Consider the following 24,826-nt stretch of genomic DNA (forward strand, 5'->3'; position numbering starts at 1 on the left):
AAAGTTTACGGAGTATTGCAATATACAACCAATTGAATAATGACAATTACAGAATTATATAACAAAATATATACTGACGAAACAACCAAAGAGTCCGGCAGGTTTATTGATATTTTCGAGACAAATAGACAAGTAATTGATCACGAGATTATAGATGGAGATAGTGAAATGCACTATAAAGTTATGCGATTAACCGCTGACTACGCACACCATCTGACTATGACCAAAGATTACAAAAAAGCCCTCCCAGTAATAAATAAGGCTATATATTTATTTCAAATACATTCAGGGTTTAAGGAAGTAGAATTGCTTAATATTGAATTCTATGAAACACTCCTGTTTGATTGCGTCATTGCTAATTTTTATCATAAAAAATTCAAAGAAGCAAACCGCTATTTGAGAAAACTAATTATCCAGTTCCCCGAAAAAGTCATCTATCACAATTGGTCTTCCACAATACGTATACACTCGACTCAAAAGCTAATAAATGTCCTTTGGTATGTAATAACAGTTGCAGCTGTAACTACTACATTGTTTGACGGCCAGTATCTAGGAGTTTTCCATGATATCATACTGTATATTGGTGTAACAGCTTTTGCAATAGCAATGTCAGCAGAAGTAATAAAGTTAATTATAAAGCAAAGAATTAAAGATGTACATTTCTGATAATGGTTTTTACAGTAATAAGGCAATGAATGCTACTTATTTGAATTAATTGAGAAAGCAAGGTCATAACATATTAGTTATTTATCTTTTACCTTTTCAAACCACAATGAGTCATTCTTGAAAAACCTACATTTTCCAGAATCGACTGTAATATAAGTCTTACAATACTAATTCAGGATGGCAATCTCTTCAGCCTCATAAGAAGATTATTCTATAAACCCATTCTGAAAGAAAGAAGGTATTGGAGGGGGTACAGTAAATAATGGAATTCCCAAGCTATCAGCTTTTAATTGTAGTCATGGCATCTAGTCCAAGAAAACAAAAGGTTTATCTCTTTCGCTTTTTCATCTTATCAAGTATTTCTTTATTTAGGCTTTTTGATCTGATCTAAAGGATGAATAGATATGAGTCTTTACAAATACTTTGAGTCACATTACAAGAGAATTGGTTACCTGCCTGTAACCACTGATACCATTTCAGAAATAAACGATGAAGCTTACAGACCTTATATCAAGGTACTTTTTCTTCCTGCCGGATATAAGGTTTCTGTAGACTTCAAGAAGTATGAGTCCAAACAACCATGTCTATTTTTCATCAACAGTAACCAGTACATTGAGCTTGAAGAAGCTGGAAAAGCCTCTGGACACTTTATATACTACAACCGTGATTTTTACTGCATTCAAATACATGATGCAGAAGTAGCTTGCGATGGACTTCTCTTCAACAATATCTATCAAATGCCGCAAACAACCTTAGATAAAGAAGCACGGCAAACCATTGAGTTTATCTTTAACCAAATTCAGCAAGAACTTGATTTAAATGATAGCTCACAGGAAGAAATGATACGTACCTATCTCAAACAACTTATTATAAGGGCTACACGGATATGGAAAAAGCAACAATTGAATACCCTCAATGAAGAACCAAGTGCTGAGCTTGAATTTTTTAGGGACTTTAGTAGACTCGTAGAAATCCATTATAAAACAAAACATACAGTGGCTGACTATGCGGACCTTCTTGGAGTTGCATCAAAAACACTTTCCAATAAATTTAAAAGATTAGGGTTACCTCAACCTAATGACATCATAAAAGATAGAATCATACTGGAAGCCAAAAGACTTCTGAGTTACACATCCATGAGTGTGAAAGAAATTGCCTATGAATTGGGTTATGAGGACCCTGCTTATTTCAACCGACTTTTTAGCAATAAGGTAGGTGAGACTCCTACATTTTTTAAGAAAAACTACCAGTGAGGGAAAAACATACAATCATAATGGACTTTTGTGCATTTATTTACCCTTAGCTATCCCATACCTTTGTTTCATCAATAAATTAAAAATGTAAACGCAAAGGTTATGAAACGTAAAGCACAAGCCGTTTGGAACGGTACAATCAAAGAAGGAAAAGGTCACCTAACTACTGCAAGCAAAGTATTGAACCAAACGCAATATTCGTTTAACAGCCGCTTTGCTGATGGCTTTGGAACCAACCCTGAAGAACTGTTGGCTGCTGCCCATGCAGGCTGTTTTACCATGAAACTGAGCTTGGACCTTTCCACTGCTGGTTACACCCCTGATACACTTACAACAGAATCCATCGTAACGCTACTAGATGGTAAAATCACCCAGTCCAAGTTGGTGCTAAATGCTCAGGTTCCTGGTATTTCAGATGAGGAATTTCAGCAGATAGCCAAAAATGCTGAAGCGACCTGTCCTGTAAGTCAAGCTTTCAGTTTTGAAATTCTACTCGAAGCCAACCTACAGCAGCAAAAGTAAAATCACCACCCCAACTATATTCTTATAACACTATGAAAACGATCAAATCAATCAGTCTAATAATAATTTCTGTAATACTCTCAATCTCAAATACGATGGCACAGAAACGATCATATAATGGAGAGAATGACCCACTGATCTTTACAGAAGTACAGTCATTCCTGAAAGCTCTTAACACAAGTGGAGGAAAGCCTTTACAAGAACTTTCTCCAAAGGACGCCCGTCAGGTATTGGTTGGCGCACAAAAATCTGTTGAAGTGGATTATTCTGGAATTGAAGAAACAGAGCGAAGTATCACACACAACGGACACACCGTTAATATTCACATAACAAAAGCCACGGGAGTAAAAGACAATGCACCTGTGTTTATCTTTATCCATGGTGGTGGATGGGTTTTGGGCGATTACCCAACGCACAGGAGGCTCGTAAGAGATTTGGTTATTTACAGTGGTGCTGTTGCAGTATTCCCAGACTATACTCCTTCACCTGAAGCCCAATACCCAACAGCTATCAATGAAATCTATGCCGTTTCGGAATGGGTTGCTGAAAACGGTGGTGAAATAGGTGTAAATGGTAAAAATATGGCAATAGTGGGTAACAGTGTGGGTGGTAATATGACAGCCGCCGTCACATTAATGGCCAAAGACAAAAAAGGTCCAGAGTTCAAACTTCAAGTCTTGCTATGGCCTGTTACGGATGCCAACTTTGAGACAGAATCATATAACCTTTTTGCTGAGGAAAGATTCCTGACAAAGGATATGATGAAATGGTTTTGGGACAATTATTTACCTAAAAAGAATAAACGTAAAGAGATATATGCCTCTCCCCTACAGGCAAGTACTCGTCAGTTACAGGGTTTACCCCCAGCATTGGTTCAAACAGCAGAAAATGACGTGCTAAGAGATGAAGGCGAGGCATATGCTAGAAAGTTGAATGTGGCGGGAGTCCCTGTAACACTTACCCGATACAATGGACTAATTCACGATTATGGATTACTGAATCCTTTAGCAAACATACCTGCAGTACAGGAAGCTTTGATTCAGGCAGGAACATTTATAAAAAATGGATTAAATGACAACAGTAGTTTATAAGTCACATAAGCCAAAGCCGTTGGAATCTTCTAATTTCCAACGGCTTATTTTTTTGTAGAATTCGCTATACTATTCATATCTTCTTCACTTCATGTTACCCGTTATAAGGCTCTATTCTCTTTCTTTTATATTCTGTAACTCATTATGAGAAGCCTTACCTGAACCTTATATTGGAAAGGAGAAACACAAATATATTTGAACCAAAGTATGACAATTGCTCAATGATAGACAAACTCAAACAGCATATTGATAAAGTAATTCCAATTAGCGAGGGTGAATTTTCATCTATTTCATCCTTTTTTTCAAATCAAAAGTTCAACAAAAATGATTTTATCATTAAGCAAGGGGAAAGGGTCAAATACTGTTACTTTATTGTTTCAGGGCTTCTAAAACTTGTTTATGATGATGAGAACGGAAAACAGCATATCGTTTCCTTTGCAACTGAAGACTGGTGGGAAAGCGATTTTTATGCTTTCTTCAAGCAGACCAGTGCAATCATGTCTTTGAGGTGTCTTGAGGATACATCAGTTCTTTGCCTCTCCTACGAAGATTATTGGAAATTGTGTGACAGCATGCCCAAGATGGAAAGGTTTATACTTCATAAATCTCATATGGGTTTTATCAGTGCTCAGTTACGTATCGTTTCCCTACTTACCACCAATGCAAAAGAACGATACGAGCAACTTATCACACAAAATCCTTCTATCGTTCAAAGAGTATCCAAGACCCAGCTCGCTGCTTACCTTGGCGTTTCCAGAGAAACTTTAAGTAGGCTACAACTATAACACACTCATCTATTTCCTAGTCTCAATATTGTGACATATGTCACAGGTATATCTTCTGTGCTTTCTCCAACTTTACACTATCAGTTAATGTATTATTTATAGTAGGTAGTTGAAAGATCTCCAAAACAGAAATTGAGATGGCAAGAAAAGAAATCAACCCGTGGAAATGGCAAGACGAACGCAGTTATGTGCAAGCAGTAGAAGTAACGAATGCAGTATCTACCTTATATGTTTCAGGCCAGACAGCTATCAATGATGAAGGCGTATCCAGCGATGCAGATATGAAAACTCAGCTTGTGGAAGCAATTTCCAACTTAGAAAAAGTGATAAAAGAAGCCGGTTACGAAAGCAAGAATATTGTACGCTTAAATATTTACACAACTTCTACAGACGAGTTAATGTCTTGTTTTCATGTATTTCAAAATTGGATACAAAGCCACAATATCAAGCAAGCTAGTACAGTGCTTGAGGTAAAAAGTCTGTTTGAAACTTTAAAGGTTGAACTAGAGGCTACAGTGGTTAAATAATAGTCTAAAAAGCGATGTACTTTAATCCCTGCCATCAGGCAAAATTTCCAGTTGGTGGGGATTAGTTATTACACTTCATTCAGTACAGTATTAATCTATAACATTACCAGTGAAAAGTACTATTCCATTTCCAACTTTGCTTTCAATGCGTATAGTTCTTCTTCAAACTCTCCCCTTAGTTGCTTGGTGATTCGATCCACATTGAGAATTACTTTTTTCTTTTTCCCTTTCAATGAAATTTGGAATCGATCGTAATCCATTTTTTCAATATTGGAAATGTCACCGTAATGAACCTCATTGTAGCGATCTTCATTAACCACCATTTTCTCATGGTCAAAAATCATATTGTAGTTTAATCGCCTGTTCATAACCAATCGTTCTATTATTTCCGTAACAGCAACTACAACACTTGTTAATGCGAAATAGAAAGAGGGGTCTTTATAACCCAAGAAGATCATACTTAGCAAAATCATCCACTGATCTACTCCTATAAAACTTGACCTATATGGATACAACCTACTTCCTTCCGATACTTCTATTTTTTCAATCCTCAAAATAACATAAGCAGATAAAGCCAAGTAACAATATCCAAAAACTACCAATACCATCAATTGATCATTCGTATCTACCTTATAATAATTTGGTAGCAGCAGGTCTATACAAATCAATAGCAGTATAATCCATCTGATTTTTCTAAGTATTGACAGGGTTTTCTTATCCATTGGTAATCACTAAGTGTTCTTTATCAATATATTTTGTCTTCAGGTATTTTGATACTATCGAATTCATTACCATTCAGCACGGTCTATTCTCCAAAAATACTTTTCCTCGTCTTTTGTGATTTGACCTTCTTTTAAACTAAAAAACTCCTCTTTTCTTGAAAAGTAGACCGTAACAGTCACACTTTTATCATATCCCCTTACTGAGAAACTTCTAGAAGTTTCTATTCCCTCATCTGGCATGGTCGGATCATGATAATATATTTCCTTTATACCACCTATATACTCTCTTATTTCCTTAGTTTCTTTTGAATCTTTGATATACCCTTTTCCTTTGTCAAATAAATATTTGTCAGTTCCTATAAAAAGATCAACTACCATAGAAAGAACCATAGGTATCAAGACGATAAGTATTATAATCACATCTCTTTTCTCTAATTCTTTACCAAGATACAGTCTTATCATTTTTTGCTATTACTTTTAAAAAATTAATTCATCCACTTTCACTCATCCCCCACAAACTCCCTTTCCTTATACTCCGATGGGGAGATATTAAACTTGTCCTTAAAGGAGCGGCTAAAGTAGCTTGGGTCTTTGAATCCTACCTGAAAGGCCACTTCCGAAACGTTCAAACCTTCTCTTAATAGCTTGGCTGCCTGCTGCATCCGAATCATCTTGATAAACTCAGTGGTGGAAAGGTTCAGCAGTTTTTTCAGTTTCATATGCAAAAGGGTACGGCTGACGCCCGCTTCCTTGGTCAGTACGGTGACGTTAAAGTCAGGATCATCCATATGCTTGTGTACCAGCTCGGTCAGCTTATTGACAAATGCCTGATCACGGTTATTGACAGGTTCTGTGTACCCTTCAAGGTTCCCAAATTGCTGGAAGTGTTTTTTCAGGTTGGCTCTAGCATTGAGCGTATTTTTCACCACCAATTCTAGTTCTTTCATATTGAATGGCTTCGGGATATAGGCATCTGCTCCCTCATCAAGTCCTTTCAGTTTGTTTTCTACATTAGCTTTTGCTGTAAGCAGGATAACCGGAATATGGCAGGTTGCTACCTCGGTCTTGACTTTACGGCAAAGCGTCATGCCATCCATCTTGGGCAGCATCACATCACTGATAACCAAGTCGGGCAATCCTTTTTCAATTTTCTCCAATGCCGTCTTCCCGTCTGCAGCATGTGATACTTTATAATGAGGTGAGAAGTGGCTGACCAGAAACTTCAGCAGTTCCTTGTTGTCTTCCACAATCAAGATTTCGTATTCAGCTTTGCCCTCCTCTTTTTCCACTTCAGCTGTTTCAGTTTCTTCATAAAGCAGGTCTTGTGTCAATATGGAGCGATTTCCTTGTCCAAGTACTACCTTCTCCGATAGCGCTACCTGGTCTACCAATGGCAAAGTAACTGTAATCGTCGTGCCCTGATCCAGTTGGCTGTCTACACTTATTTCTCCTTTCAGGTAATGCACCAAGCTTCTGACCAATGCCAACCCGATACCGGTTCCTTCCGCTTTCAGTGTTTCATTCTTGGACTGATAAAAAGGCAGGAATATTTTTTCAGCCTCCCCATCAGATAGTCCTGAACCTGTATCCGTAATCTGTATTTTCAGTGTTCTATTATTTTCCTGTGTTGCTAAAGTGAGACTCATCGAGATTTCACCAAATGCGTTGGTATGCTTTACGGCATTGGAAAGCAGGTTCGTTACAATCTTGTCAATCTTGTCAGGATCAAAGTAGATCACACACTCCTTTATTTCAGCATTAAACCTGTAATCCAGCTGCTTTTTGACAAACAGCGGCACAAAGGATTCGAAAGTGTCTTTCAGGAATACCACCATATCCCCTTTGCTCAGGTGCAGGGAAGTATGGTCTGATTCTGTCTTCCGAAATTCCATCAATTGATCAATCAGGTGATGCAGGCGTGTAGCATTCCGCTTGACCAGTTTCAATTCCTGCTCTCCTGCATGTGTATTACCTTTTTCGGACAACTTATCGATGGCTGCAATGATCAGTGTCAGCGGTGTCTTGAACTCGTGAGAGATATAAGTGAAGAAGTTTAGTTTGTGCTGGTTGACTTCCCGAATCTTTTCCTTTTCTACCCTTTCAAGCTGCAATACCATCTTCTCCTGACTGCGGGCATTCAGGTAAAGCTTATACAGGTAACCGATTAGAATCAGTAGGCAAAGATAAATACCATAAGCCCATTTGCTCATCCAAAATGGTGGCTCAATCACCACAGTCACTTGTTTCTCTTTCGACCATTTACCTCCATAATTGGCTGCTTTCAAATGGAAGAGGTAGGTACCTGGCGAGAGGTTGGTATAAGTAGCTGTTCGCTTGTTGCCTGCGTAGTTCCACTTGTCCTCAAAACCTTCCATATAATAGGCATAGGTATTGTTGCCTGGCGAGAAATAGTTGATGGCCACAAACTCAAAGGTGAAAACATTCTGAACATACGCCAATGTTATGTTGGATGTCTCATCTATCTGTTTTTCGAGTGGCGAGTCTTCCCCAATCTCCAAGCTTCTGTTAAACAGTTTGAAGTCTGTCAGGTGAACTGCTGGCGGATCCTGACTGAATGAAAGGCTGTCCGGATGAAAGTAGCACAAGCCGTTGACCGTACCAAAATACATATAGCCATCCTTCGCCCTAAAGGCAGACTTGAAATTGAACTGGTTGTCAATAACTCCCTGCGAGATAGTAAAGCTGTTCATGGTTTCGGCAGTCGGATCAAATCTAACCAATCCCTTGTTGGTACTGACCCAAAGGTTTTGATGATCGTCTTCCAAAATGCCATAAACATTGTTGTTCGGTAGTCCGTCCTGTGTGGTAAATGCCGTAAAAGTTTGGGACTCAGCTTTCCTCTTGATCAGTCCTCCTCCCAGTGAGCCAAACCACATCTGCTGCTTGCTGTCCTCAAAGGCACTGATAATTCGGTTAGTTGGTAATCCATTTCCTGTATTGAAATGAAACCACTTTTGGGATTTCCTATCGTGATAATACACACCAGCATTCATGGTACAAACCCAAATATTCCCCAAATGGTCTTCCTTTAGGTCATAAATAAACTTTCCGGTAAATTCCTCCGGTCTGTATGGCACTACGGTTCCCTTCTTACTGTCATAAAAATTCAACCCATTTTGTGTTCCGATAAACAGGCTGTCCTTTGAATCGCTGAGCAGGGCATAAACGTGGTTATTGGACAGTGAAAGCGAATCTCCTTCCTGCTTGCTAAAATGAGTAAAGGTTCTGGTCTGCTGATGATAGCGGTTCAGTCCGCCAAGAAACGTTCCGATCCACATATGGCCGTTGCCGTCATCATGAATTGCATGGACGTTGTTGGTACTGATGCTGTTCCGTCCGGCATGGTGCCTCAGGTAATTCATCTTGCCCGACTGTCTGTCAAATATCGTGATGCCCCCATCTTCTGTCCCGATCCAAAGTTTTCCACTTTGGTCATCTGTAATCTGACTCACCGCCTTTCCGCTCAGCCTGCTGACACCTCCATCCGCGACCAACTGCTGAAAGGTTTTCACATTGGGTTTTACAAAATTGACCCCACCAAAATAGGTTCCAATCCACATCATATTTTCCCTGCTACGGTAAAGACAGTATATTGCTTTATCACTTAGTGAACTTACGGTCTGGTCGTAGGAATGCGTAAAGTGTTCAAAGGTTTGTGTACCCCGCTGGTAGACAAAAAGACCTGATTCTGTTCCAATCCAGAGATTTCCCTGTTCATCCTCATCAAGGGTGCGAACCATATTGGCTTCAATCGGATTGCCCTTATGCCTTGGCAGAATCGGTTCAAACCCATCTTCCTTTGCCACATAACGGTAAACCCCACTACGGATCGTGCCAATCCAGATTTCGCCCTGCCTGTCCTTGAAAATTGTCGAGATATTGCCCTCACAGCTTAACAGCCTGTCATCCGTTGCTTTCAGGTACGGGTAGAACTTCACTGTCTCACCTTCCTGATTGATCAGTAATATCTGCTGCTGCGTTGCCAGCCAGAAAACATTTTTCTTGTACTCGGTAATGGAAATGACATTCAGGTCTGGTCTGACGGCTTTCAGCCGATCCCCTTCCAACTTGAACAATCCTTTGGGACTACAAACAAAAAGTGAGCTGTCAGATGCCTGATAAAGTTGGTTCACCAGACCAAAAGACTCTCCTTCCATCTTAATTGGAAGGAATCGGTCTGTCTTGTAGTCGTAACGGTCTACGCCTCTTGACGACCCGACATATAGGTAATCATCTGCATACAGCAATGCCGTGATATGGTTATCCCGAAGGCTTAGTGAATCCTCTCCCGCATAAAAAGTCCTCAGTCCATAACTGTCATACCGGTTTAGTCCTTCACGTGTACCAATCCAAACATAGCCTCGGTCATCCTGTGTAATTGCATAGACTGTGCTGTGCGACAGCCCTTGCCGAGTAGTGATTTTGTTAAATGAAAAATCAGATTGTCCTATTCCTAGAAATGGCAATAATATATAGATCGTCAGTAGAAGCAGTTGTTTCATGTTAGTCATCAGCTAAATAGGCTCAGGAATTTTCCTGAAGCAGAAAGTCATTTTCATATCAATCTGCTAAAGTTAGAGAAATTAGGGAAGTATCCTTTAGGATAGAGATATTAGATTGGTTACAAATTTTACTTCAGTTTTAGTAGGAATAATCTCCTCATCTCATTTAAAATAACCTCCTTACTTTCACCATTTTCGTGATAAATGTGATGACTCTTTCCCTGCTTAAGGCTAATCTTTTACCTTCTATCCTTATCGTCCATATTTTTAGTCAAGATCATTTTCACCCATTCTTAGCCGAACCCTTTTCTCAATAGATATACAGAAGAATTGCCAGTTTGTACAGAATACAAATGGTTGGTTGTAATCATTTCTTGCTGCCTATAATTTCAAAACCAAAATAACTAACAGTATTCACCCAAAAACAACACTGATGAAAAACTTAAGACTACTCCTTATATATATAGTATGCATGGCAGCCCTTTCTCATCTGGCTATAGCACAAGCTACTTGTGAGATCCAAAAGATCAATGACCTGACGGTAACGGAAGTAACCTGTGCAGGCGTAACAATTGCTTGGTCAGATGACCCTTGCGCCATTAAATACTTGGTCAGAAGAAAAATCAAAGGTCAAGCAACTTTTACCAACCTCACTTTTGTAGACGAAGATGTGAATACCTATACAGATGATACCGTTGAACCGGGCATCACTTATATCTATATGGTACGTCCAGATGACGGCAGCAGAAAAGAGAACTCCAACTTTCCTGAGGTAACAATCCCCGACTGTCCAGATTGTGAAGGCGTATCTGATTTACTGACTCTCGATTCCCAAGCGATAGATTGCCAAAGAGTGACCCTTTCATGGGATATTGATCTTTGCGCAGAAGGCTACAAAGTGTTCAGAAAGACGGAAACTGATCTTGACTTTTCACTGATTGGCACTATCAATTCTGGTGACATTACCAGCTATTCAGACAGAGGTTTGAAGTACAGCAGCTACCAGTATCAGGTCAAACCATACAACTCGCTGAGTGAAGCAACCTCTCCTGTAGTCACTGTCAACTTACCAGAGTGTCCTGAAGGTACTGGCCCTTGGCCGGGCACTATTCCAAGGTCTGAATTCTATCAGGTAACCATCACACAAGCAGACGGAACAGTTGAAGAAATATTTACCCATGTTTCAAAGCCAAACCTCACCATCGGACCTCCTGACTTTTCACATGGCGTAACGGGCATTTTGCACAACCGTTCCCTTTCTTTTGCTTCTTTCTCCATGGATCAGCCAGTAACTGTAGAAGTCACCAAACTTTACGGTGAGGCATCTGAACGGGTTGAACTTTCCCCTAAGGCATACGGTGTCAACCCGCATTACTTTGACGGGAACACGGTACGCTTTGAACTGGACAAACCAAAATATATTAGTGTCCACTTTGTAGGAGATGATAATCAGGATCCTGATGGTTCAGGTGGTTTCGATATCCTAAACGGAATGATGATTTTTGCAGACAAACCAGAGGACAGTGCACCCGATCCTACAGCTTCAAATGTAGTGGTGTTTGAGGATGGTGTAGACATAACCGATGCAGATATTGTCTACTTTCCAGCAGGTGATCATTGGCTAGAAAATACCTTCCCATTAGGAAGAATTTATGTATCAAGACCTAATCAAAAGTTCTATCTAGAGGAAGGTGCTTATGTAAGAGGATCGATTGATGGCGAAGGAAAAGATGGCTTATGGTTGTATGGAAGAGGTATCATAACTGGTAATGACTTCCCTTGGCACCACATCCGTGAGAATGGTAAAAAAGTAGCCTATATCCAATGGATGGGGGTAGACGATGCCCATATTGAAGGAGTAACTATCACTAATCCATTCCATCATACCATTCCTACTTCCAAACGTACTTTTATCAAACATCTAAAAATCATAGGATGGGCTTCCAATATGGACGGCATCCGTCCTGGAGGAGATTCTTTTGTAGATAGTATTTTTATCAAAACCAGTGATGACTACGATTATGCACGTGACCCACATACTGTACAGAACAGTGTATTTTGGCCTATGCGTAACGGCGCTACTGGTCAGCTAGGTTGGAACAATTTGGGACAGGGAAAAGCCGTTTACCGCAACTGTTTCTGGATCAATTCGGAATGGAATGGTTTCAACCGAAACAGGGGTGTGATTGGTTCTGTATTGAATCAAGGTGCCAATCTGATGTATGATACTTTGGAGAATATTGTTTGTGAAAACTACACGAGTATTCTAGCCAATATCACAATGGAGTTTGAAAGCAATGCACCTTGGGATCCTTCAAATCCGGGAGAGATCAGCCACTTTCTTTTCAAGAATGTGAAAATGGAACAACCATTTTTGGCTGCAAACGGAAAACGTATCATGCAACCTATCAGAGGGTTTGAGAAAGATGGCGTAAAAGCCACTGTCCATGATATCAGGTTTGTCAACCTGGTGGCGGGTAATACCCTAGTTACTGAAGAGAATTATACCGACTATTTTGATATCGACCCAAACACCACCTACAATATCACCTTCGAAACAGAAGGCGAGGTATTCGATATTATCTCCACTTCGAATACTGGCGGACTGATCACGCCTTCAGGAAGTGTGCCAGTTCCGGAAGGCACCAATCAAACGCTTTCCATTATAGCCGATGAAGGATACCGCATCAAGGATGTGATGGTGGATGGATTTTCAAAAGGAAGATTGCAGACGCTGGCATTTGAGAATGTAAATCAAAACCATCAGGTAGAGGTAATATTTGAGGAAGGGGAAGACTTCTTTAACATGATACTGCCTACGCTTGACCTGCGGGACGGACATAATACTTTCGGTTTCAAAAATGAGAAAAGTGGAAATGTGAAAGTATATCCTAACCCTGCCGTTGATCACGTCAATGTAGACTTCAGTGAGTTGGAAGAAGTTTCAGAAGTACAAGTTGTTGACTGGGACGGCAACATTGTGATGATCAAAAAAGCCCCACAAGGTAATGGTAATCTGATGCTGCCACTTCAGCAACTGGTATCTGGTACTTATTTGATCAGGGTGTTTGCCAAAGATGGCGTACATATATTTAGGTTATTACTTTAATAAAAAGTGTAAGCATCATTCAAATAAGGAAAGATGAAAAAAATACTGATGGTTTTGCTGGGACTTTTCATGCCTATGATTCTTTGGGCTCAGCAACCTCCCCAGACTTTCAGGAACCCCATCATTTCGGGGTTCCATCCTGATCCCAGCATCTGCCGAGTTGGTGAGGACTATTATCTGGCTAATTCTTCATTTGAGTGGTTTCCGGGTGTACCGATCTACCACAGCAAGGACCTTGTCAACTGGGAAGTGATCGGCTACGCCCTTCACCGCAAGGAACAATTGCCTGAACTCATTGACACAAAAACATCTAGGGGAATCTATGCCCCTACCCTACGCTATCACGGAGGGCTGTTCTATATGATTACCACCTGCGTCAGCTGCGGAGGTAACTTTTATGTGACGGCAGAAAATCCTGCCGGACCTTGGAGCGATCCTGTTTGGTTGGAAGATGCCAAAGGTATTGATCCTTCCCTGTTTTGGGATGAGGATGGAAGGTGCTGGTACACCGGTGCCGGAAGGGTCAAGCAACTGGCAGAACCTTGGAAAAACCAAAACGGTGTCTGGTTACAGGAGCTGGACCTGAAACAGGGAAAACTGGTCGGAGAAAAATACCAACTCACACATGGGCATGGCGCAACAGCACAATATACCGAAGGACCGCACCTCTACAAGATCAACGGACGCTATATGCTGATGGTGGCAGAAGGGGGCACTGGTTTCAACCATGCCATCACCGTTTTTGAAAGTGACCATATCACAGGACCTTATACGCCATCACAAGTCAATCCGGTACTGACGCACAGGCATTTGGGCAAGGACTATCCGATCAACACGATCGGGCATGGCGATCTCGTGCAGACACAGCATGGTGATTGGTGGGCTGTAATGTTGGGCAAGCGTCAAGTCAATGGCAGTTATCTATTGGCAAGGGAAACCTTCCTGACACCAGTTTCCTTTGAAAACAGATGGCCGGTATTCAATCCCGGAACAGGTAAAGTACTCGAATTAGACAAACGTCCTGACCTGCCTTGGTCTCCAATTGAAAGAGCTTCTGAAAAAGATGAGTTTGAGACAAGCCAACTCCGATTGGAGTACAACTTTCTGCGTACTCCTCAATCAGATTGGTACAGTATCAGAAACGGAAAACTCGCTATAAAGCTCCGATCTGAGCAGTGTACGGATGAACAGGCAAACCCATCCATGATTGTTCGCCGGATTGAGGATCACCATTTTACCGCTTCCACTGCCCTTGAATTTAAAACCAAAAATGAAAATGAAGTGGCTGGCTTGGTGGCTTTCCGGAATGCAGAATGCCATTACAGCCTGACACTCAACGGTAAGATACTCCAATTGACTAAAGTGGAAAAAGGGAAAGTAGAAACAGTCGCTAAAGTCCCTTATACACATAAGAAAGTGGTATTGCAGGTGTCTTGTGCTGCAGGAATGATGACCTTTTACTATGGTGAATCAGAAGAAAAAATGACCCCGATTGAAGCTGCTCAAACGGCAAGCACGCTAGCAGATGAAACCTCGGGCGGATTCAATGGACCTTATATCGGTATCTATGCAAGCAGTCAGGGTAAGCCATCCAATAATACGGCTTACTTCGATTGGTTTGAATACAGAAAATTTGAAAATGAAATTGAAAACTAAACCTTCACTACTGATATGAATCAGATACAGAAAACCATAACCTTGATACTACTGTCCCTGTCCATCTGCACGATCGGCTTCGGACAGGCAGTCGGATCAAAGAAGAAAAATGTCAATACCAAACCATACCCGTTGGGCAATCCGGTAGTCAAACACATGTACACCGCAGATGCTTCGCCACATGTAATGCCAGATGGCAAGGTGTGGATGGTCACTTCAGTGGATTCTGACAACGGAGGCGGTTATGAAACCATGCACTCCTACCATACCTTCTCTTCTTCAGATATGGTCAATTGGACCGACCATGGTGAAGTGTTCCATGTAGACGATATTATGCCTGAAGAAGTCGAAAATGAAAAATGGGCACTCTGGGCACCGGATATGGTGTACCGCAACGGTCAATATTATCTATATTATCCAGTTAGAATTCTTCATACTGATACCGTAAGAGCCAACGGAGGACGTGTCACTTCTTCGTATATAGGAGTCGCTGTAAGTGATTCTCCCGATGAAAAGTTCAAGGTATTGAACCCTAAAATTGAAGGTACCAAAGGCATTGATCCTGCTATTTTTATAGATGATGATGGCACGCCTTATCTCTATTGGGGCAGACATATGGGTGCTGTACTAAAAGAAAATATGCAGGAATTTGCCACCAAACCTGTGAGTATCGAGTTAGGTACCGACCGCTTTATGGAAGCGCCTTGGATGAACAAGAGAAATGGCGAATATCATTTCTCCTACCATACCAAATACGACTGGAAGGTGAAGCTGACCAAAGACAACCACAATGACCCTAACAGAAAAAAATCAGAACTGGCATATTCGGTCAGCCAATCCCCACTGGGACCATTTGAATATAAAGGAACCCTCAACCATGAGCTGGGCGTCAATGTCAACAACGGTCCAAGACACCCTGATGGTGATTTTGTATCATGGAAATTGACACAGTCCAACCATGGTGGCATTGTGGAATACCACGGACAGGAATACCTTTTCTACCATACTTCTGCTCTTTCTTCATGGCGTCAGGATGAGTTCAAAGGTGAAGGAACTTGGACACAACGTTCTGTCTGTGTAGACTCTCTCAACTATGACACAAACGGGAATGTCATTCCGGTACAACAGACCATCGAATGTGTTGACCCTGTGAAAGTGAACCAACCTTTTGCCATTGCCCTGAATACCAAAGAGGCTGTATTGGAAAAAGGTGTTAAAAGAGTAGGACAGAAAATTATGGTGAAGGGAGAAAAAGGAATGATTCGTTTCAAGAATGTCAACCTAGGTAGTGGTTATTACTATTTCGGTCTGCAAGTGAAGGGAACTGAAAATGCCAAGGCTGAAATCAGATTGGACAAACCGGATGGTAAACTAGTTGGCACTGTAGTAATCAACCAGCATGCTTTGGAAGAAAATGATAAGGTCGAAAACACCTTGAGAGCAGCAGCAGGCAAACATGATATCTACCTTATTTTTACAAATGAGGAAAAAGGAAACATGACCATTTCTGATATGCAATTCTTTGCAGGAGCTCCTGCGCAGCTGAACAGCAGCAGCATACGTTAGTTATCCTTTTAATCTTCTTTTTAAATAGGTCTTATCACAACAGATGATAAGACTTTATTTTTTAACCAATTACTAACAAATCACCTGATCATTTACTTTTCACAAATTGAAATAAGCAAAGTACATAAAGTCAAATCAACTGTACAATATGGCACAGGCAAATGCCCCTATCCTACTAGGTTGTCATGACGATTTTTCTGTATGAACCAAACAACTCTCAGACATGAAGAAAATAATAGGATGGGTGACCGTACTCCTATTGCTGACTGGTAATCTGTTGGCACAGGATAGCTTTTTCACCTATACTAACCCTATAAAGAATGGCATTGAAGGTGGCATCCGTGATGCACAGGTATTCCGTGACAATGACAAGTGGTATCTTGTTGGAACTTCTTATCCATTTTGGACCAGAGAAGGAAAAAACCCAGGTGTCAAGATTTACTCCTCCGACAACCTGCTGGACTGGAAATTCGAGAAGCTGCTGATCGACCGCAGCAGGCTGGACCCGACCGTCTGGTACCTTGACCGTTTCTGGGCGCCAGAAATCCATAAGCTGAAGGGTAAGTATTATCTCCTTTTCAATTGTCAAAATGAATCTACCGAAGGACAGAAACTGGAAGGTCAGCACGGAGGAGTGGCTGTATCTGACGAACTGCTGGGCGACTACACTGTCGTATCTGAAAAAGCGCCATTTATCAAGGGCAATGACCTGACTTTCTTTGAAGACAAAGACGGAACAGTCTATGCCTTCAACAACAGGCAGAAAGGCATCTATGTCACCAAAGTGGATCTTGAGAAGGTACAGACTACCGGAGAATCAACGCTTTGCTTTCCGGTAGGTGATGTGGACAAGAAGGAATGGGACGGCATTGGCATTGAAGGTGCCTATTGTATCAAGGAAGGAGACACCTACTATTTGTTCTATTCTTCTTGGAGTAGAGGGTACGAGATTGGGTATGCCACCGCCAAAAGCCCAATGGGACCTTGGACCAAATATGAGGGCAACCCCATCTACGGAGCGCAAAACCCAAATTCCTGTAAGAAATACGGCTATCCATACGAAGGAGACGACAGTTGTCCATGGAGGGCAGTTGGTCACAACGAGGTTTTCCAAGGACCGGATGGCAGGCCATGGATCTCGTGTCATGGCATCCTGAAAAGCGACCCAACCCCTTACCTGATGCTGGAACCAATTATTTTTGAGAACGGCGTCATCAAAATCAACGGTCCAACCAATACGCCGCAACGCTTTCCACTCCTTGAAAAACAGTACGGGCTACAACCAAAAGTGAAAGGAGAGCTGAAACAGTGGCACAAGACCACGCTTACCTTTACCGGACCTGTGGCGGATGAGTCGGATAACTTTAATCCCTTTACCCACTACCGGTTGGATGTAACCTTCACCAATGGCGAAAAGTCCCTGAGAGTCCCTGGTTACTTTGCCGCTGATGGCAATGCAGCCAATACCTCATCTACCAAAGGCGATCAGTGGCGTGTCCATTTCTCGGCACCGGAAACAGGCGAATGGCAGTATAGCATTTCCTTCAGGAAAGGTGAAAATGTAGCGGTAAGCGACGATCCTAAAGCAGGTATCTCCGCAGGCTATATGGATGGATTCAAAGGCACCTTGTCAATTGCTGACTCAGACAAACCGGCTGATGACCTGAGAAGCAAGGGACGACTCCAGTATACAGGCAGTCGTTACCTGCAACACGCAGGCAACGGGCAGTATTTTGTAAAAGCGGGTACTGATGCCCCTGAAAACCTGCTAGCATATGCCGATTTCGACGGTACCTTCCACCATGACGGACACAAGGACCACTTTGTCAAGACCTGGGAAAGTCACCTGAAAGACTGGAAGGAAGGAGATCCAAGCTGGCAAAACGGCAAAGGCAAGGCACTGATCGGTGCGGTCAATTACCTATCAGCACAGGGCATGAATGCCTTCTCCTTTCTGACGATGAATATTCTGGGAGATGACCAGAACGTATTTCCTTATACCGATTATGACGAAAGGCTCCGCTTCGATGTCTCCAAACTGGACCAATGGGAAATCATCTTTGAACACGGTGAAAAACAGGGCATGTTTCTGCACTTCAAGACGACAGAAACAGAAAATCAGGGTCTGCTGGACAATGGTGATACAGGCTTAGAACGTAAATTGTATTACCGTGAACTGATTGCCCGCTATGCGCACCATCTGGCGCTCAACTGGAATCTCGGGGAAGAGAACGGCAAATGGCAAAAGAAACACAAGACGCCTCCACAGACCACTGCCCAACGGCAGGAGATGGCGCGCTATTTTGCAGAGCATGACCCTTACCATAACCATATCGTGATCCACAACGGACAATCATTTGACGACCTATTGGGCGAAGAAACCCTGATTACAGGTGTTTCTCTGCAAACCAACAAGCAAGATTTCAGCATGGTACATGGCGAAACGTTGCGATGGCTCAATGAGTCAAAAAAAGCAGGCAAGCAATGGGTAGTCGCCTGTGACGAACCGGGGGATGCCAAACATTCCCTGACACCGGATGCGGATGATCCCGAACATAACAATGCCCGCAGCAATGCGCTTTGGGGTAACCTGATGGCTGGTGGCACTGGCGTGGAATGGTACTTTGGCTATAGTCATGACCATTCTGACCTGACCTGTCAGGACTGGCGCAGCCGCCATAACATGTGGCAGCAAAGCCGCTATGCACTGAACTTCTTCCGGAAGATTCCATTCTGGGAGATGGACGCCAATGACGAGCTGATTGGTGATGAAAATACTTATTGCTTAATGAAAGAAGGAGAAGTATATGTATGCTATCAGAAAACTGGAAAGATGCTGAGCCTTCAGTTACCCAAAGGTAAATACTACGCTCGTTGGTACAATCCGAAAACAGGTACTTTTGTCGGAGAAACTGAAAAGGTGAAAGGAGGACGAAATATTACCATTTCTCCGCCAGATACAAATCAGGACTGGGCATTGCTACTAGAAAACAGCAAAGTGAAAAACAATCTTTCTGAACTTTAAAAATACAAGCCTCTCAAGGGATTTCTTGAGAGGCTTTTTTGTATGAAAATCAACTGATCAAATAATCCTGATATGATGCTCGACTAGGATAAACTATGATATATTTCCCATCATCCAACCCTTGCTTCAGTAGCCCTTTGAAAAACGTTCTTTCTTCAATTAAACCTTCAGGGCACTCCCAATCTTCAAGATTATCTATCAGAATCTTTATTCCTTTTGGATTTATTACGTACCACATCCATACTTTATCATCTTTTACTTCAAACTCCATTTTATCAAAGTATAGATCGATAGACTCAAATATGTCATTCCGTTCGTATGGTACTTCTACTAAAGAATTATAAAGCTCTTTATCAAGCCAACCACTTTCCATAAAGCTTATGGACAAGTATGGATATGGTGTATCATACCACCAATAATTATTATTGGAAATAAGGTATTTTGAACGTAAAACAGCCTGTATATACCTGAAAGGTAAATTATTATCACCCTTTTTTATATTCTGCTCTGCACTGTCAAGCACATTATTAAACTTACCCTTATCTGTCAAAATAGACTTGTGAAGTGAACTAATATTATGATCTGAATCAAAAGGTTCTAAATAGTCAATATACCCTGTATTACCCTTATCGCTCAAGAATTTACTTTTTATGGCTTGATGCTCTTTTAAAAGATATTCAAAATCCTTTTCGCCTATTTTATTCAGATAAGTACGACAATCATTTTCAATCTTATACCTATCAACAATTATCAAATCAAAACCTTCATAAATCTTTTTCTTGTTTGGCATACATGAAATATTTATCAATAAGACAAAGCATACTAAAACTTTTTCTTTCCACATCAACTATTCTTTTTTTTTGTTCATTTCGTTTTTCTATCCCTCTGATACTATTCAAACTAAATACAAGATCATTAGAAACAAATAATATACAGCCTACGATTGTAAGTTGCTCCCATAACCAATAAATGCAACAACTTAAATCTGCATCTATGAAAAAGATATTTTCACTATATGCCTGTCTGCTGCTCGTTGCCATTGCTTTTGCCCAGCAACCTGAGTTTGCTGAAAAACGCAGTGTAAAAGAGCAACTGGCAAACAGACCGCCTATGGGATGGAACAGCTACAACTGCTATGGGGCTGCCATAACGGAGGAAGAAGTAAAAGCCAATGCGAAATACATGGCAGAAAAACTGAAGGACAAAGGCTGGGAATATATTGTGGTAGACTACTGCTGGTCGTACCCGCACCCTCCGGGTTCTATACAGAACAATCCACCGCAGTTCAGGCTTAAGGACAATGCCCCTGTGCCTTGGCTAGCGATGGACGAATTTGGCAGGTTGCTGCCTGACCCTCGAAAATTTCCTTCAGCGGCTAACGGAAATGGATTTAAGGAATTGGCAGACTATGTACATTCATTAGGGCTCAAGTTCGGTATCCACGTAATGAGGGGTATACCAAGACAAGCAGTCTGGGCTAAAAGCCCGATCAAGGGAGCGGAAGGTGTAGATGCATCCATGATTGCCGATACAAGTTCTATCTGCCCTTGGTTGAACCAAATGTATGGCGTCGATATGAATAAGAAAGGCGCACAAGCCTACTACAACTCCTTATTGGAACTGTATTCGGAGTGGGGTGTAGACTTTATCAAGATGGATGATATTGACCTGAAAGAAAACTACCCCTACAGAGGAGAGGAGGCTTATGCCTTCCGCAAGGCAATAGATCAGATAGAACGACCAATGGTACTGAGTCTTTCACTAAATATGAAACTGGAAAACAAGGATCATGTAAGAGCCTGCGGTGATATGTGGCGTATTTCCAAGGACTTTTGGGATGACTGGAAACTACTGAAGCAGCAGTTTGAGCTGGCAGAGCAATGGGCAACCGTAAGTGGACCGAACAGCTGGCCAGATGCTGATATGCTTCAACTGGGATGGATCTCCCGCAGAGGACCTCACGGACCAGAAAGGGAATCCAACTTTACCAAAGATGAGCAAAGAACCCATATGAGTTTCTGGGCAATCATGCGTTCTCCACTGATGATGGGAGGTGATATGCCGGATAACTCCCCTTTTGTAGAATCACTGATGACCAATGAGGAAGTGATTGCCCTGAACCAGCAAGGTATCATGAGTAAACAGCTTTACAGAAAGGATGATCTGGTGGTATGGGTAAGTCGCATGCCTGAAACAGGGAACTACAATGTGGGTTTCTTTAACCTGTCAGATAAAACGCAGGATATGACCATCAGCTGGAAAGAGCTCGGCATCAAAAGTAACTGTACTATCCGAAACCTATGGAGTCAAACGGATATAGGTTCATTCAGCCAATCATTCACCATTAAGGTCAATGCCCATGGCAGTGAGTTGTTTACTTTTAGTCCAAAAAGCAAGGCTGATCGCAAAATTCCGGACAAGAATATTTAAGAAAATCATTTGATTGATGCGGTTGACATGCGCGCAGATGAATGATGTACAGGTGAAGCAAAGGTCTTTTTCTTCTGAATTCTGTCCCACAACAGTAGCAGGAAGAAAAGGCTTTTTGCTGTTTTCGGACATTGTTTCTCTTAGATATGTGCAATTTTACCCAAAATTTATTTTATTAAAATACGATTTATCCTAATGGAATTTTTTTACCGAAATCAGTAAATCGATGAAAAAACTATCAGTCATATTTATACTGCAATTACTTTTCTGTACCAACCTGCTTGCACAACAACCTCATATCATTATAATTTATACAGATGATATGGGCATCGGAGATATGTCTTGTTCAGGTGGCGAGGTAGAGCCAACACCCAATATCGACAGACTTGCTCAAGGAGGAAAAAGGTTTACCCAATACTACACCACCGCTCCGGTATGTTCCCCTTCAAGGGTGAGCGTCACGACAGGTATGTACCACGTCAAGTGGAATATCAATACATTTCTCAGCTCTCGCAGGTTCAATGCCAAATGTGAGCAGTCGGACTTTCTGGTGGCAGAAGCCCCAACCATTGCCAAAACCCTTAAAACAGCAGGTTACAAGACCGCCCATTACGGCAAATGGCATATGGGTGGAGGACGTGACGTAAAGAATGCTCCTTCCATCGCCGAATATGGGTTCGATGATTTTGCCAGCACTTGGGAAAGCCCTAACCCAGACCCGCTGCTGACCTCCGGTAATTGGATATGGACTGCGGAAGACAGTATCAAACGTTGGGAGCGTACCGCCTACTTTGTAGATAAGACGCTAGCATTTCTGGATGCCAACAAAGAAACACCTTGTTTTATCAACCTCTGGCCTGATGATGTACACAGCCCTTGGGTTCCGGACGAATCTTCACAGGAAAACTGGAAAGGAACTGCCTTTAACCTAGATAAAATGCAACTGGTTATGGGTGAGTTTGACAAGCAAATCGGTAGGCTATTGGACGGGTTAGAACAAAAAGGACTGCTGGAAAATACGCTGATCATTTTTACCAGTGATAACGGTCCTGCCCCAAGTTTTGATCGAATCAGAACCAACGGATTGAGGGGTGTCAAAAACAGTCTCTACGAAGGCGGTATCCTGATGCCTTTTATCGTGCATTGGCCTAAAAAGGTGCAAGCCGGACAGGTAGATTCCGCATCTGTCATTGCCTCCATTGACCTGCTGCCGACACTTTGTAAGATTGCCAATGCTCAATTGCCAGAACACTTCCAGCCTGACGGAGAAGATATCAGTAAAAGCTGGCTTAGAAAAAAGTCCTATGAACGTGAGCAGGACCTTTTCTTTGAATATGGCAGAAATGAGGATTTCAAATATCCGAAAAACGGAACAGACAGAAGCCTTCACCTTGCGGTAAGGCATGGCGACTGGAAACTGTTTGCGACACCTGATGGTAAGACCGTTGAGCTATACAACCTGAAAAGCGACCCAACTGAAAGCCATAACCTTGTACAGGAAAAACAGGAGATCGTAAAAGAATTGTTGCCAAAGTTGCTCAGTTGGTTTGCCTCTTCGGATAAGGCATATGTATCAGGAAATAATTTGATGTCTAAATAAAGCAGATTAGACTTTACCCCGATCAATCTCTAAAACTCGAGTAACCTAATAGCCTTAATATATCTAGAGAGGATTGGAACTAGACATACAAGTATGGTTGAAATTGGGCAAACATTTTTAGCATTCTAAATTAGCACAAACAAGTAAAAGATAAATTAGGGATTTGCTAAATTAGAAATTATGCTAAAACCTTAACCCTATGGCAACATTGTATAAATATATTATAGCATTATGCCTACTGATTTTTAGCAACAGTCTAATAACTAAAGCACAGGTTGCTGACAGACCAGATAAGGACCGCCCTACTGAAGTGGAAGTCACATTGATCATTTTGGATATAGATGAGATCAGTGACGCCGACCAAAGTTTTGTCGCTAACTTTTTTTCAATTGCCACCTGGAAGGATCCCCGCTTGGCGCACGATAAAGGTGATTTAATAAAAATGCCTTTGGATAGTATATGGCACCCTACCTTCCAGCTTGTAAACCAGCAAAAGGTATGGCGAACCTTCTCCGAGGTGGCTACAGTAACGCAGGATGGAACCGTAATGTTAAGACAGCGTGTATGGGGTAACTTCTCACAACCTTTAGCGCTGCAAGATTTCCCCCTCGACATACAGACGTTTACCATTTCAATTGTGTCTGTAGGCAATCAAAAGGAAGATGTCAAAATCAAGGTAAATCCACAATCTAGTGTTACACGAAAACCATCTGTAGCCGGTTGGAAGATTCTTTCTGACACAGTTGACTTTACTCCTGTCAGACTCACTGAAGAAGTTCAGACAGCCTTGACACTCAACCAACGGTTCAAGGCAAAGCGAAGTATTGGATTCTATGTGTACAATGTCATCCTCCCGCTGGTGATGATTGTGATCATGTCTTGGATAGTATTCTGGATACCCCCTTCTGACCTAGGAACAAGAGTCGGGATTTCTATTACTTCCATGCTTACCGTGATAGCCTACCGATTTATGGTACATAGCTCCTTGCCTACCATTTCCTATCTTACCCGAATTGATTACCTCATTAATGAAGCCACCATCATTATCTTTTGTACACTGCTGATAAACCTGATTGCCAACCTGATGTGGAAAAAGAAACAGGAGAGTTACAAAAATGGCGTAGACCTAATTGCTAGAATATTGTTCCCTCTGATGCTGACAGGAATCCTAGTCAAGTTTTTCTCAGTATAAACTTACAACTTTAACTTTTGACCAATACTCAATGTTAATTGTACTCCAACACCTACAAAGTTTCGAAACCCTTTTTATTTATTCCTCTTTTCAATCCTAAAATCTTATTGCTTTTCCCACTAATACAAGCACTAGTAGGTTAAGTGCTGGAATGCGGTA

The 24,826-nt window shown here is 41.6% G+C and carries 17 protein-coding genes; 13 read left to right on the top strand and 4 right to left on the bottom strand.

Annotation, left to right across the window (positions count from 1 at the left end; all coding sequences use genetic code 11):
* Window positions 1–39 precede the first annotated feature (39 nt).
* The 6 genes from V6R21_RS01945 to V6R21_RS01970 all read left to right on the top strand — a co-directional run bounded on the left by V6R21_RS01945 (window position 40) and on the right by V6R21_RS01970 (window position 4,844).
* Window positions 40–666, top strand: a complete 627-nt coding sequence (locus tag V6R21_RS01945) for a hypothetical protein (protein WP_334240380.1) — start codon at window positions 40–42, stop codon at window positions 664–666.
* Between the two features lie 404 nt (window positions 667–1,070).
* Complete coding sequence (locus tag V6R21_RS01950; RefSeq protein WP_334240382.1) at window positions 1,071–1,919, top strand: helix-turn-helix domain-containing protein; 849 nt, start codon at window positions 1,071–1,073, stop codon at window positions 1,917–1,919.
* Window positions 1,920–2,021: 102 nt separating this feature from the next.
* Entirely contained in the window at window positions 2,022–2,441 is a 420-nt protein-coding gene (locus V6R21_RS01955) for an OsmC family protein (protein WP_334240384.1), read from the top strand.
* A gap of 95 nt (window positions 2,442–2,536) precedes the next feature.
* Window positions 2,537–3,532 (top strand): alpha/beta hydrolase, encoded by a 996-nt coding sequence (locus V6R21_RS01960; protein ID WP_334240386.1) that lies wholly within the window; start codon window positions 2,537–2,539, stop codon window positions 3,530–3,532.
* Window positions 3,533–3,753: 221 nt separating this feature from the next.
* The gene (locus V6R21_RS01965) at window positions 3,754–4,317 is read left to right on the top strand and encodes a Crp/Fnr family transcriptional regulator (protein WP_334240388.1); all 564 of its coding nucleotides are present in this window, start codon (window positions 3,754–3,756) and stop codon (window positions 4,315–4,317) included.
* A gap of 137 nt (window positions 4,318–4,454) precedes the next feature.
* Window positions 4,455–4,844, top strand: a complete 390-nt coding sequence (locus tag V6R21_RS01970) for a RidA family protein (protein WP_334240390.1) — start codon at window positions 4,455–4,457, stop codon at window positions 4,842–4,844.
* Between the two features lie 119 nt (window positions 4,845–4,963).
* Here the strand turns inward: V6R21_RS01970 and V6R21_RS01975 are convergent, their stop codons facing one another.
* The 3 genes from V6R21_RS01975 to V6R21_RS01985 form a co-directional block, all read right to left on the bottom strand.
* Window positions 4,964–5,566: a hypothetical protein gene (locus V6R21_RS01975; RefSeq protein ID WP_334240392.1), complete on the bottom strand. Its 603-nt coding sequence runs from the start codon at window positions 5,564–5,566 to the stop codon at window positions 4,964–4,966.
* A 66-nt stretch (window positions 5,567–5,632) separates the two neighbouring features.
* Entirely contained in the window at window positions 5,633–6,028 is a 396-nt protein-coding gene (locus V6R21_RS01980) for a hypothetical protein (RefSeq protein ID WP_334240394.1), read from the bottom strand.
* A gap of 38 nt (window positions 6,029–6,066) precedes the next feature.
* Complete coding sequence (locus tag V6R21_RS01985; protein WP_334240396.1) at window positions 6,067–10,089, bottom strand: hybrid sensor histidine kinase/response regulator transcription factor; 4,023 nt, start codon at window positions 10,087–10,089, stop codon at window positions 6,067–6,069.
* 433 nt (window positions 10,090–10,522) lie between these two features.
* Here V6R21_RS01985 and V6R21_RS01990 point away from each other — a divergent pair, with 433 nt between their 5' ends.
* The 4 genes from V6R21_RS01990 to V6R21_RS02005 all read left to right on the top strand — a co-directional run bounded on the left by V6R21_RS01990 (window position 10,523) and on the right by V6R21_RS02005 (window position 19,445).
* A complete protein-coding gene (locus V6R21_RS01990; RefSeq protein WP_334240398.1) occupies window positions 10,523–13,198 on the top strand; it encodes a T9SS type A sorting domain-containing protein in 2,676 nt (891 codons plus the stop codon).
* Window positions 13,199–13,231: 33 nt separating this feature from the next.
* Window positions 13,232–14,854 (top strand): glycoside hydrolase family 43 protein, encoded by a 1,623-nt coding sequence (locus V6R21_RS01995; protein ID WP_334240400.1) that lies wholly within the window; start codon window positions 13,232–13,234, stop codon window positions 14,852–14,854.
* A gap of 15 nt (window positions 14,855–14,869) precedes the next feature.
* Window positions 14,870–16,420: a family 43 glycosylhydrolase gene (locus tag V6R21_RS02000; RefSeq protein WP_334240402.1), complete on the top strand. Its 1,551-nt coding sequence runs from the start codon at window positions 14,870–14,872 to the stop codon at window positions 16,418–16,420.
* A gap of 223 nt (window positions 16,421–16,643) precedes the next feature.
* Window positions 16,644–19,445: a family 43 glycosylhydrolase gene (locus tag V6R21_RS02005; RefSeq protein WP_334240404.1), complete on the top strand. Its 2,802-nt coding sequence runs from the start codon at window positions 16,644–16,646 to the stop codon at window positions 19,443–19,445.
* Window positions 19,446–19,494: 49 nt separating this feature from the next.
* Here the strand turns inward: V6R21_RS02005 and V6R21_RS02010 are convergent, their stop codons facing one another.
* Window positions 19,495–20,289: a hypothetical protein gene (locus V6R21_RS02010; protein WP_334240405.1), complete on the bottom strand. Its 795-nt coding sequence runs from the start codon at window positions 20,287–20,289 to the stop codon at window positions 19,495–19,497.
* Between the two features lie 149 nt (window positions 20,290–20,438).
* Between V6R21_RS02010 and V6R21_RS02015 the strand changes: the two genes are divergently transcribed.
* The 3 genes from V6R21_RS02015 to V6R21_RS02025 all read left to right on the top strand — a co-directional run bounded on the left by V6R21_RS02015 (window position 20,439) and on the right by V6R21_RS02025 (window position 24,667).
* A complete protein-coding gene (locus tag V6R21_RS02015) occupies window positions 20,439–21,875 on the top strand; it encodes a glycoside hydrolase family 27 protein (protein ID WP_334240407.1) in 1,437 nt (478 codons plus the stop codon).
* A 226-nt stretch (window positions 21,876–22,101) separates the two neighbouring features.
* A complete protein-coding gene (locus tag V6R21_RS02020; RefSeq protein ID WP_334240409.1) occupies window positions 22,102–23,475 on the top strand; it encodes a sulfatase family protein in 1,374 nt (457 codons plus the stop codon).
* A gap of 199 nt (window positions 23,476–23,674) precedes the next feature.
* The gene (locus tag V6R21_RS02025; protein ID WP_334240411.1) at window positions 23,675–24,667 is read left to right on the top strand and encodes a ligand-gated ion channel; all 993 of its coding nucleotides are present in this window, start codon (window positions 23,675–23,677) and stop codon (window positions 24,665–24,667) included.
* Window positions 24,668–24,826: the final 159 nt, after the last annotated feature.

The organism is Limibacter armeniacum (assembly GCF_036880985.1).
GTDB classification, from domain to species: domain Bacteria; phylum Bacteroidota; class Bacteroidia; order Cytophagales; family Flammeovirgaceae; genus Limibacter; species Limibacter armeniacum.